Genomic DNA, 12,383 nt, shown 5'->3' on the forward strand with positions numbered 1-12,383 from the left:
GTAAAATTACTTAAGTAATTTCAATAATAGGAGAACGAAGTTTTGGGCATTTTTACAAAAATAAAGAACCTATTTAAAAATAAAGAAGAGACACAAATACTTGAAAATTTGGAAGATATCCTCCTAGAAGCAGACATTAAAAATGATATAGTCATTGAAATAATAGAAAAAATGAAAAAAATGAAAGTTAAAGGGGAATCCGCAACACTTCTTAAACTAAAAGAATTATTGAAAAGTTACATAAATCAAGAAACCCTTAATTTAGAAAATAAAAGCTTAAACATATTATTAATCATTGGAGTAAACGGCGTTGGTAAGACTTCAAGCATTATCAAACTTGCACATAAACTTAAGAATGAAGGGCAAAATGTTTTAATAGCAGCAGCAGACACATTTAGAGCAGCAGCCATAGAACAAATTAAAATACAGAGTGAAAAAATTGGGGTTAAAGTCATATCTCAAAACCAAGGAAGCGATGCAGCAGCAGTAATATTTGATAGCATTTCAAGCGCAAATGCTAAAAATTATGATACATTAATCATTGATACAGCAGGAAGACTTCAAAACAAAGATAATCTAATTAAGGAACTTCAAAAGATGGACAATGTAGTAAAAAAACAAATAGCTCAAATAGACGCTACTTATAAAAAAATACTAGTAATAGACTCTACCTCTGGAAAGAATACAAACAATCAAGCAGAAATATTTAACAAAGCAATAGAAATAGATGGCATAATAGCCACAAAATTTGACTCATCTTCCAAAGCTGGTGGAATAATAAATATTTCAAAGCTATTTAACAAGCCAATATACTTCTTTACATTTGGAGAAAAAGTAGAACATATTAAAGAATTTAATATTGATGACTACTTTAATAAACTACTATGACAAATAGGATATTAATCTTATTTCTATTGTTTACAACAACTATTACATATAGCAAAAGTTATTTTTTGTCAGATGTATTTTTCAACAAATATCAGGAAATATACGAAATACCACAAACAGGATTTTATATTGAATATGAAAAAATTGACGATACTGAAAAAATTAGTCTTTTTAAAGACTTGAAACTAATAAAATACAAAACAAAAGAAATAATAGAAGATAGGCAAAAAATAACACATTATAATGAAAAAGAAATAAAAACAAAAGAAGAAATATACGACAATTTGCACAATAAAATACAAGAGATAAGGTACAGCACTAAAGGAATATTACTTGAATCCGTAAATTACTTTTACAAAAACAACGATTTAATCTGCAAAGAAATAAAAATTTTAGATCAAAAACCAAAAACACTACACTACATGAGAAACACAGATGGAAAACTTCTAAAAATAACTGGATCGAATTTTCAAGTTTGGAATTATGGTCTTAATGGAGACATAAAATCAACATATTTTGATATAAACAAATCTAAAACAAAAGCAATCAGATATGACGAAAACAAAAAGCATTTAGAAAGCATAATAACAGATAATAATAAAATAAAATCTAGAGAAAAAAATAAATATCTTGAAGATGAAACAATAAATACTCTTGAAGAAGATGATATGAAAACTATATCAAAATATAAAGGAAGTAACTTAATAAAAAAAGAAATATACAAAAATAATGAAATAATAAATGTAAGTGATTTTGAATATAATGAATCTGGACTCATTACAGTTGAAAATGTAACTGTAAAAGAAAAGAAAAAAGAGTACACTACTAAAACAGAATATGAATATGATTCTGATAATAAGCTAAAGTTAAAAAGAATTTATGAAAATGATTTAATATCATTAAAAATTGAATACTTTAGTGACAATGAATACGAGCAAGAAATTTACTATGATGGAGAGGCTATCTTTAAAGTAAGATATAAAGATGACAAGGTTATTGAAGAAATAAATCAAGATATTACCAGAGACAGCAATGGGACTAAATAAATTATTATTAAAAAGACTAATATTAGATGAAAAAAATAGCTTATCGCTCACAATTGTAATAATCTTAAGCATAGTACTTGGACAAATCATTATCATTATCACAATATCAATAATGAATGGTTTTCAAAATGATTTCTTTACAAGTATATCTACCCTAGAGAGTGGTAATTTAAAAATTGAAAGCAAATTAAATAAAGAAGAGTTTAATTCTCTTAAAGAGATTAAAGAGATAACTCAAATCAACAAAATATATGAAACACAAGGAATTGGAATTGAAAGCTATTACTATCCAAGCATTTTAAATATCATCGCTCTTGATACAAAAGATATTACAAAAGATGAAAATTTTCTTCTTCTAACGGGTCTTGAAAAATTTGAAGTTGAACTTAATGAAGACGAAATCATAATAGGAGATGTACTTTCTTACAATTTAGGAATATTTGAAGGGGATACAATAGAATTAATAGTGAGTGATGAAATACAAAACTTTAAAACATTAAAGGACCAAATCAAGCATTTTAAAATAAGATCAATTTTTAAGAGTAATTATGCAAAAATAAATGAATCCACAGTATTTATGAATATTAACTACTTTTACAAAAAAAAAATCATAAAAGAATCAGATATCAGCTATCAAATAAAAACACTAAATTTATATCCAAGTAAAACATTAATAAACACTATCAAAAATATTAATCCAAACATACAGTTTAAAACATGGAACGAATACAATAAAGAACTCTATAAGGCACTAAAAATAGAGCGAAACACAATGCTCATAATTTTAACCAGCATATTTCTTGTTATTGCTGTTAATACATATTATTTACAAAAAAGAATACTAATAAACAAGAGCAAATCAATCTCAATACTATTATTTCTTGGTCTTAAATCTCAAAAAATTAGGCAAATTTTCTTAATCCACTCAGCAATAATTTGCATACTAGGCAGCATCATTGGACTCATTGCAGCTGTTCTTATATCTTTAAATATTAATGAAATCTTAAATTTAATAGATATTCTAGTAAATAGTTTCATCAATGTTATTAATTACATATTAAACTTAAAATTGGAAACTGTTGAAATAAAGATAGTAAAAAACATAATTACTCCTAAAATATTCTTAAGCGACTTACTATTTACATTTTCTTTTGCTAGCTTCTTTACAATATACTCAAGCCTTAGGCTAACAAAAAAGATTAAATATATCCAGAAAATAAATGGGGCAATATAAATGACAAACATACTAACTATCAAAGAAATACACAAAACATATATTAAAAATAAAACAAAAATAAAAGTAATAGAAAATTTAAGCATAAATGTAAAAAGTGGAGACTTTATTTCCATTCAAGGAAAAAGCGGATGTGGAAAATCAACACTTTTTAACATTATATCAGGAATTGATAAAATGGATTCTGGCGAGATAGTATCTTGTGGAATATCATTAAAAGATGCAAATGAAAAAACACTAAGTTTGTATAAAAATAAAAAAATAGGGCTCGTTTTTCAAAATCATAATTTAATTGATGAGTTTAATGTGCTTGAAAATATTACTCTACCTAAAATAATCGAAGGACAAGATAACCTGGAAATAATCAATAGAAAAGCTCTAAATTTAATGAAAATATTAGAAATAGATACAAGAGCAGAGCATTACCCTTCAGAACTCTCAGGTGGAGAAGCACAAAGAGTAGCAATTGCTAGAGCTTTAATAAATGAACCTAATATAATATTATGTGATGAACCTACTGGCAATCTAGATATTAACACAGCAAAAACAGTCGAATCTTTATTAATAGATACTGCTAAAAAATTTAAAAAAACATTAATCTTAGTTAGTCATAATCCAGAATTTGCCAATAAAGCAGACATAAAATATGAACTTAGAGAAAAGAAATTAAAGAGAATATGATGCAACCAAATATTAAAGAACTCACAAAAATAGCATACATAATCTTTATAAATTCAACAAACAAAAAGGCATTAATTGGCTCTGGAATATCCTTAAGTTTAGTAATGATTCCTTTAATTATTGTTTACTATATGTCAAACAACATCATGAATTCAACAATAAATAAATATATAGAAAATGAAGGATTCTCTGTACAAATTGAGCATAATGAGGTTCAAAAAGACGCACTTTTTAGATCAACCTTAGAAAAATTTAAAAAAGAACATCACTATAATACGTTAAGATACTTTTTTGAAAGAAGAACCTATGGAATAATTGGGAACCTAAAAAAACAAGGGGCTTTAATAAGAGCAGTAGAGTCCAAATTTATTGATGAAAATAAACACATAAAATTAATAGAAGGTAAGAAAAGTTTAAAACAAGATGAAATACTAATCTCAAAACAAATCAAAGAGAAACTTAATTTAAATATTAATGAAACTATCTATGTAGTAGTACCAAATAACAAGCATCAAAAGACAATACCTAGAGTAAAGCAATTTAAAATATCTGGAATCATTGAAACGGGATTAAGAGAAATTGATAAAAACTTAGTTTTCATCTCCCTACAAAACTCAAATATAATGTCAGAGGAATTTTCTAAAAGCATAATTGGACTTTCTCTTAAGCTCAATACCAAAGAAAAAATTGATGGTTTAAAGAAAACTCTTGCAAAAGACTTTTCAGAATATAAAATAAAAACATTTTATGAACTTTATTTTAATAAATACATGAATCTAGAGACCAGCAAAAAACTCTTATTATTCATAATGGCATTTATAGTCATATTTGCAAGTATTAATATATCCTCTTCTCTTTGCATGCTAATACTTGAAAATAAAAAGAAGATTGCAATATTTAAATCAATTGGAATGAATAATTTAAGTCTTAAAATAATATTCATCTTAATAGCGTCCGTTCTAAGTTTCATATCTTGCATAATAGGCATACTCATTGGAAACTATATAATCATTAATATCGAATATTTAATCAATATAATAGACATTATCATTAATATAATTTTAAAAATATTTGGGGTTGAAAATACAGAACTTTTAAACTCTGATTATTATATCTCTGAATTTAACATTCAGATAAGCATAAAATTTAGCTTAATTATCTTAGTATCCTACACCTTATTAAGCATTGCAACAACACTTATTCCTTTAAACATCATTTCAAAGCTTAAAGAAAAAGAAATTCTAAGATGAATAAATAATTATTACAAGCACAGTATTACGTTATATACACATTAATAATTTTAATAGACGATATTTCTTCTCTAATATTAGGATAAATCTCTTTTGGAAAAATAGTCTTTAATACAAAACTTTGTCTAGTGTGTTTCTTAAGAGAAGAATTTGATTCAGAAATTAACTTTCGTCTCAATGACCTAATAGTTAGACCCCCCTTAGTAAGATAAGCAATCTCAACTTCTAAACTTTTAATATCATCTTTTAAGTTATTAAACACCTCTATTAAAGAATTTGCCTCATAAATTCCAAAAGATTGTTTGAAATAACTTCCAAGATATTTAAAATTCAAAATTGAAGAATCTGTGTTCAAATTAACACCAGAAGCACTATCAACCCCACTAAAAAATTCAACTAAAAATATATCAAGAACCATTCTCTTAGGATGCCCTTTAATCTCTTTAGGAATGTTACATACAAAATCAAGTGGAGCATATACACCTTTACCCCACCTATTAGGCAAATCACTTATCTTCTCAAAAACTTTATTCAATATAGGTTTACCCAAATCATCATAAATAGTAATACCATAAGAAATTTTTTTAATAGGTTCTTTATTCGAAATAACCCCTGCCTTTAATTGGTAAGAATGTGCATCCTCAAAAATTAATACTTTAGCTCCCTCAACTTCAACATGATACAAAGCAGAAGGATCTGTTGCAAGATTAGCAGATTCAACGATTAAATCAGATGCTCTTGTAGTTGAAGGTAATCCTTGTTGTAACATAGTCTCAGGCACATCCTGTTCACTGGCAAACTCCTCTTCTCCACCAATAAAGGAATGTACCATCGTATATGTAATAAATGAAACAATACCTATTAATACAAGACTCAAAAATAATACTAGTATTCTATGTTTAAATTTCTTATTCTCATCATAAGGGCTTAGATCAATTCCACCCGTTATCCCAAATTCTCTAGCCTGTAATCCCACATGTATTGCTCTTTTATTTCCCTTTCTGTTATTTAGCCTTTTTACAATCTTTTCATAAAGATTTAAAAACGAAGTAAACATAGTTTTATTATGAAGGGAATATAAGTATATCTCCTCTAATTCTCTTAAAGAAGAATCCAACTGCCCCATCTGTTCTAATCTTTGTGCTCTATCATATCCCTTAGAAAAATGTACTTTAATATTTTCAATATCATTATCGGATAAATCTGCTCGTAAAATAATATCTTTTATATTCTTTTCTTTTAAAACCCTATTTTTATATTTACTTAACTTAGATAAATAAACTTTAATTCGTTCTTCAGAAGTCTTATTCATTATCTTCTAACTCATCAACCTTCTTCAAAAGCCAATAAGCAATATTTTTAGCAGTATCTTTTGTAATAGAAATTCCAAAAAAAGAATTTATTAAAATTATCCTTTCCTTAGAACCTTTAAGTTCTCCAGATATCTCTTCCAGCACACCTTCTTTAGTTTTAGTAAACACAATCTCCTCAGGTATTTCTGTGGATTCAAAGACAAGATCACAAAAAATCTCTCCAGTATTAGTTACATTTCCATAAATATTATTAACAGGTACTAACTTATAATCTTCAGCTTTCTCAAATCTATAAATTATTTCTTTCATAAAACGAATTATAACATAAAGATATACTCAAAATATAAAAGGCAAAGGATAGTCACATATTAAAAATAAAATATTAATTGCAAAATGATTTTCATTATCAAAATAAAACAATAAATAATGTTATACTTTCTTAAAGTAAAAGCTTTTATTTTAAAATGACAACGAAATGAAAAAGAAAGGAAGCTTTAAAAAATGAAGGCTCATCTTATAAAAGATACAAATAAAAAAGCTAAAATTTTAAGAAAAGATTTTCCCATTTTAAATAAAACTATAAACAATAAAAAAATTATTTATTTTGATAACGCTGCTACCTCTCAAAAACCTAAAAATGTTATTTTATCTGAAGTCGATTATTACAAAAATTATAATGCAAATGTTCACAGAAGTGGACATGAACTTGCAATTCAATCCAGCTTAAAAATAGAAGAGACAAGAAAACTTGTAAAAAGATTTATTAATGCAGAATCTAATAGAAATATAATATTTAATTCTGGAACAACAGATGGTATAAATACAGTAGCAAATTCATTACTTTTTTCAAAAATTTTAAAAGAAAACGATGAAATCATTTTAACAAATCTAGAACATAACAGTAATTTACTTCCTTGGGTCAATATCGCTAAATATTTAAATTTAAAAATCAAACTTGCAAAGTTTAATGAAATGGGTCTTATTCAACCCTTGCAAATACAAAACTTAATTACAGATAAAACTAAAATTATTGCTATATCCGGCATAAGCAATATATTAGGTACTTCTCAAGATTTAGAAGCAATTGGAAAAATTGCTAAAGAAAATAAAATGATTTTTTTCGTAGACGCAGCTCAAATGGCGCCCCACACAGACATAGATGTATGCAAAATAAACTGTGATTTTTTAGTATTCTCAGGACACAAAATGCTTGCTCCAACAGGAACAGGAGTGCTATATATCTCCAATAACATTATAGATAAACTCAATAGCTGTAAACTAGGAGGCAATACTATAGAAGATCTTTTCATAGAAAATGATGAAATTTGCTTTAAACCTCTTGAATCACCAAATAAATTCGAATCAGGTACCCCTAATATTGCAGGAATCATCGGTCTTGGCAAAGCAATAGAATACATTAATAATGTTTCAATGGAATTTATTAAAGAACATGACAAAGAACTCGTTAAATATTGTGTTGAACAATTAAAAGAAATTGATGAGGTTGAATTCCTTCTAAATCAAGATATTAAAAGAAAAGCAATAATATCATTTACAATAAAAGATATCCATTCACATGATATTGAAACATATCTTGATACAATGGGCATTGCAATCCGATCTGGTCGTACTTGTACTTATCTTGCTTTTTTCTCAGAAAATATTAAAAAAAATCATCTTTTAAGAATAAGTTTTTATTTATATAACACAAAAGAAGAAATTGATACTTTTATATTTTGTCTGAAGAGAACAATAAAAGCATTTCATTAAACCCTTTACAAGAATCCTTTATTACTTTATATTGATTTAATCAAATAAACTACTTAAAATTGAAATATGCTCTCAGAGAAAATAAAAAAAGAACTAATAAGGCTTAGTAAAATAAGTAAATACACTTTTAAAACAGATAAAAATCAAAATTTAGTATATAAGTCTAATTGTGGTGACCAAATAGCCTTTCAAATAAACATGAACAACGATAAAATCAGATTAAAATACAATGCATCGGGATGCATTATTCTTCTTGCAAGCGCTTATACATTAACTAAAATATGTGACAACAAATCTAGAAAAGAAATACTAGAAATCATCACAAAGGCAATTAATAAAAATTTTGAAAGTTTAGAAGAAATTGATACAAGTCTTAAAAATTTTGAAAATTTCATACATACAAATAGACAAAATTGCTTCATACTGCCTTATAAAGCCCTAAATGAAAGCTTAAATATAATGAAATAACTTTTAATTTAAGGAGAATTACATGAAAATATATTCCCACTCATCCATAGGATATGATGGAGAACTAATTGAAATTGAAGTAGATATTAGAAAGGGAATACCAGGTATTGATATTGTTGGGCTTGCTGGAAGTGAAATTAAAGAATCAAGAGAAAGAGTAAAAGCAGCTATTAAAAACTCAGAATTCAGTTTTCCAAAAGACAGAATATTAATAAATCTTGCACCAGCAGGTATCAAAAAAATTGGAACTGCAATTGACCTCTCAATTGCAACAAGTATTATAACTACAAATGAAAATAAAAATAATAATTTAGGTATTTTAATATTAGGAGAATTACAATTAGACGGAAAAATAAGGGCAATTAAGGGGGTGTTACCTGCTATATCACTTGCAAAGGAAAGAGGTATTAAGTGTATAATCATACCTTTTGACAATCTAGAAGAAGGTCTTTTAATAAATAATCTAAACATTTGGGGAGTTAAAACTTTAAAAGAAACTCTGGAGATAGTAGAGCATCTTAATAAGAATATATTTCCAACAAAACACACAATTGATTTTACAAAAGAAGACAATACAGAGGAGTCTGAAGAAACATTTGAATATGATTTTAACAACATAAAAGGACACCATAGAATGAAAAGGGCAATTGAAATTGCAATTGCCGGGGGACATAATCTTATGTTATTTGGTCCGCCTGGAAGTGGAAAAACTATTAGTATCAAATGCATAAAATCAATCCTACCCCCACTTACAAATAAAGAATTAATTGAAACAAACAGAATCTGGTCAGTAGCGGGCAAATTAATAGATACAAAAATAATAAAACAAAGACCATTCAGACAACCTCATCATACTGCAAGCAAAGAAGGAATAATTGGTGGTGGTTCTAATGCATTACCTGGAGAAGTATCAATGGCACACAATGGAATTTTATTCTTAGATGAAGCTTTAGAATTTCAAAAATCAATCTTGCAATCTCTACGCGAGCCCATTGAAGATAAAACAATCTCAATTGTAAGAGCAAGTGCAAAATCATTCAAATATCCTGCAAATTTTCAGTTAGTCATCGCTACAAACCCTTGTCCATGCGGCAATCTTGGTAAAAAAGATATAGAATGTTTCTGCTCTCAACAAGAGGTTTCAAACTACTGGAAAAAACTTGGAGCAGCAATGCTTGATAGGATTGATATTAGAGTTCCAACCAAACCAGTGAACAATGAAAAATTATTCCAAGAAAAAAGTGAAAGTTCAAGTGAAATAAGAAAGAGAATATTAAAAGCAAGGGATATCCAAAGCAAAAGATATGAAAATATTGAAAGCATACACAAAAATTCCGACCTTAAGCCAGAACATATTACGATGTACTGTGAGTTAGATAAAATATTAAAAGATGAATTGATTTACATTTTAAATAAACTTAATATATCATCAAGAGCCACTCATTCAATATTAAAAATTGCAAGAACAATTTCTGATTTAAAGGAAGAAAACCATATCTCAAGAGAATCATTACTAGAAGCCATTGAGCACAGAAAAAGTGGTGAACAACTTATTGAAGAATTTTAAAAAGCCCTCGAGCTTTTTAAAATTCTATTTTATCAATATAGCTTCTAAGTTGATTAGCAGAAGCTCTGAACTTTTCAAATTCTCTATCACTTATTTTAAAATCAAGAACCTCTTTAACACCCTCTTTGCATATTATAGAAGGCGCACCAATATAAATATCTTTAACAGATCCACCGTATTGACCATTAATATATGAAGATATAGGCAAAATAAGATTTTGATCACTAACAATCGCATTTACAATATTTTTAATTCCAAGTCCAATAGCATAATAAGTAGCACCCTTAAGCTTAATTACTTCATAAGCAGCATTAACAACCCGCCTATGCATCTCATCAAGTTCCTCTTCTCTTATTTTTCCCTCAGTAATGTATTCAGACAAAGGTTTCATAGCTACCTTAGTTTCATCCCAAGTAGCAAAAGAACTATCCCCATGTTCTCCCATAATATATGAATGTACATTTTGAGTATTCACATTAAAATGCTCTGATAAAAAATATCTAAGCCTTGAAGTATCAAGTGTTGTTCCAGTCCCAATAACCCTATGCATTGGAAAATTGGAATACTTCATTGTAACATAAGTCATAATATCAACAGGATTACTTGCAACTACAAAAATACCACTAAAACCACTTGAAACAACGCTTGTAACAATATCTTTAAAGATTTTAGTATTCTTCCCAACCAAGTCAAGCCTTGTTTCACCTGGTTTCTGATTAAGTCCTGCAGTAATCACAACAATATCAGCATCAGAACAATCTCCATAAGTTCCATATTTTATTTTAATATTTTTCTCTAAGAACATCTGTCCATGGTTTAAATCCATGACCTCACCCTTAGCCTTATCTTGAGCTACATCAATAATTACAAGTTCATGAACAAGTGAGTTATCTATTGTTAAAGCATAAGCAAAGCTCGAACCAACACCCCCAGCTCCAACAAGAACTACCTTATTACACTTAAGCATAAATCATCTCCATCTAAAATTATTTTATATCAATAAAATAATTTTATAACATTTTAAAATACTTTTCCAACATTTTTAATAAGAATTAAATATCTAATAAGTTATCTAAAAATGCATTTAAACAACTTAATAGTAAAATTATAAAAATAAATAAGTTAAATAACAAAACAATTAAATAAACTAATAAAGTTTTAATCAAAACTAAAAATTGTCATAACTTAATTTTATAAGTCTTTTAACCTCTTCAAACTGAGTTTCATCTTTAAATGTAATTTCAATGTTTGCTGGAGTACAATAATGCCCTATATCTGTAACATCTCTAATAAATCCATTAACCTCATCTAATTTTTTATTCTTATCTTTTATAAAAACCAATACTTTTTTTTTCAAAAACTGTATCGCACAAAAAATTTTACCCGATTTAGTAAATTTCGTATAATACTCCATTTCATATTTCTCCACATTATCTAGACCCAAAATAAAATTCTCCAATATTTTATTTAAATTTTGTACTTCAACACTTGATTTCGCCAATTTCTTTAGATTACTTGTTGATAAAAAATCTTTTTTGTCATTTTTTTGAGAAACTACATCATGTACCTTTTCTGATTGAGATACATTTTTACTTTTCTTATTCTTAGAAACTTTAATATCACTATCACCAGCAGGATAAGTAGTTAATTTTAATGTTATTAAATTATCTTCATACATATCATACTCTACAAGAATAATTTCTGAAGAATCTCTTTTGGCCTGAGTCTTAGCTTCTCCTTCGAATTTTCTGGCCACACAAATAATCTTAGTTGAATCAAAATCTACATTATTGTACTTCTCAGAAGTTTGACCAAACCTCTTTATAATCGCAAGCAAAAAATCACTCTTCCTATCTTTCAATATCTCATCATATCCAACAGCCTGCAAAACATGCATAGGACTTGAATTTTTCTTATACTCAAATATCACAGGAACAACACCATCACTTGTTTCCATAATTCCAACTGTATCTATTCTTTTATCTCCTATCTTAAATTCAGTCGCTATTAACTTCACTTTGAAAAAAGTTTCTAAATGACACTCAAATATTTTTTGTATATCTTTTTCAGGTTTAATATGTAAATTTTCCAACTTAATTACTTTATTTTCAGAAAAAAGCTTGAAAAATTTCATTGCATGCGATAATTCTTTCATATTTATATATT

12 protein-coding genes are annotated in these 12,383 nt (G+C 27.2%); 8 read left to right on the forward strand and 4 right to left on the reverse strand.

Going from position 1 to position 12,383, the window contains the following annotated elements; translation table 11 throughout:
- Positions 1–42 precede the first annotated feature (42 nt).
- Genes ftsY through DB313_RS00410 form a run of 5 tightly spaced genes read left to right on the forward strand, consistent with a single transcriptional unit; the run spans position 43 to position 5,099 of the window.
- A complete protein-coding gene (ftsY, locus tag DB313_RS00390) occupies positions 43–888 on the forward strand; it encodes a signal recognition particle-docking protein FtsY (protein WP_120103891.1) in 846 nt (281 codons plus the stop codon).
- Complete coding sequence (locus tag DB313_RS00395) at positions 885–1,934, forward strand: hypothetical protein (protein ID WP_120103892.1); 1,050 nt, start codon at positions 885–887, stop codon at positions 1,932–1,934. Before ftsY ends, DB313_RS00395 begins: the two co-directional genes overlap by 4 nt.
- Entirely contained in the window at positions 1,921–3,168 is a 1,248-nt protein-coding gene (locus DB313_RS00400) for an ABC transporter permease (protein WP_120103893.1), read from the forward strand. Before DB313_RS00395 ends, DB313_RS00400 begins: the two co-directional genes overlap by 14 nt.
- Complete coding sequence (locus tag DB313_RS00405; protein ID WP_120103894.1) at positions 3,169–3,849, forward strand: ABC transporter ATP-binding protein; 681 nt, start codon at positions 3,169–3,171, stop codon at positions 3,847–3,849.
- The gene (locus tag DB313_RS00410) at positions 3,846–5,099 is read left to right on the forward strand and encodes an ABC transporter permease (protein ID WP_120103895.1); all 1,254 of its coding nucleotides are present in this window, start codon (positions 3,846–3,848) and stop codon (positions 5,097–5,099) included. Before DB313_RS00405 ends, DB313_RS00410 begins: the two co-directional genes overlap by 4 nt.
- A 25-nt stretch (positions 5,100–5,124) precedes the next feature.
- Here DB313_RS00410 and DB313_RS00415 read toward each other — a convergent pair whose 3' ends face one another.
- On the reverse strand, positions 5,125–6,411 hold the full coding sequence (locus tag DB313_RS00415; RefSeq protein ID WP_120103896.1) for a hypothetical protein: 1,287 nt from the start codon (positions 6,409–6,411) through the stop codon (positions 5,125–5,127).
- Complete coding sequence (locus tag DB313_RS00420; RefSeq protein ID WP_120103897.1) at positions 6,404–6,721, reverse strand: hypothetical protein; 318 nt, start codon at positions 6,719–6,721, stop codon at positions 6,404–6,406. Before DB313_RS00420 ends, DB313_RS00415 begins: the two co-directional genes overlap by 8 nt.
- A gap of 192 nt (positions 6,722–6,913) precedes the next feature.
- On the opposite strand from DB313_RS00420, the gene DB313_RS00425 reads away from it, so the two are divergent.
- From DB313_RS00425 to DB313_RS00435, 3 genes are all read left to right on the forward strand, one after another.
- Positions 6,914–8,182, forward strand: coding sequence for a cysteine desulfurase (locus tag DB313_RS00425; protein ID WP_120103898.1), 1,269 nt, complete (start codon positions 6,914–6,916; stop codon positions 8,180–8,182).
- A 66-nt stretch (positions 8,183–8,248) separates the two neighbouring features.
- Positions 8,249–8,650 carry an iron-sulfur cluster assembly scaffold protein gene (locus DB313_RS00430; protein ID WP_120103899.1) on the forward strand — a complete coding sequence of 134 codons (402 nt, stop codon included), beginning with the start codon at positions 8,249–8,251 and terminating at the stop codon, positions 8,648–8,650.
- A 22-nt stretch (positions 8,651–8,672) separates the two neighbouring features.
- Positions 8,673–10,217 carry a YifB family Mg chelatase-like AAA ATPase gene (locus DB313_RS00435; protein ID WP_120103900.1) on the forward strand — a complete coding sequence of 515 codons (1,545 nt, stop codon included), beginning with the start codon at positions 8,673–8,675 and terminating at the stop codon, positions 10,215–10,217.
- A gap of 16 nt (positions 10,218–10,233) precedes the next feature.
- Here DB313_RS00435 and DB313_RS00440 read toward each other — a convergent pair whose 3' ends face one another.
- Positions 10,234–11,184, reverse strand: coding sequence for an L-lactate dehydrogenase (locus DB313_RS00440; RefSeq protein WP_120103901.1), 951 nt, complete (start codon positions 11,182–11,184; stop codon positions 10,234–10,236).
- A gap of 201 nt (positions 11,185–11,385) precedes the next feature.
- On the reverse strand, positions 11,386–12,372 hold the full coding sequence (locus DB313_RS00445; RefSeq protein WP_152031112.1) for a hypothetical protein: 987 nt from the start codon (positions 12,370–12,372) through the stop codon (positions 11,386–11,388).
- Positions 12,373–12,383: the final 11 nt, after the last annotated feature.

Source organism: Borrelia turcica IST7 (assembly GCF_003606285.1).
GTDB lineage: Bacteria > Spirochaetota > Spirochaetia > Borreliales > Borreliaceae > Borrelia > Borrelia turcica.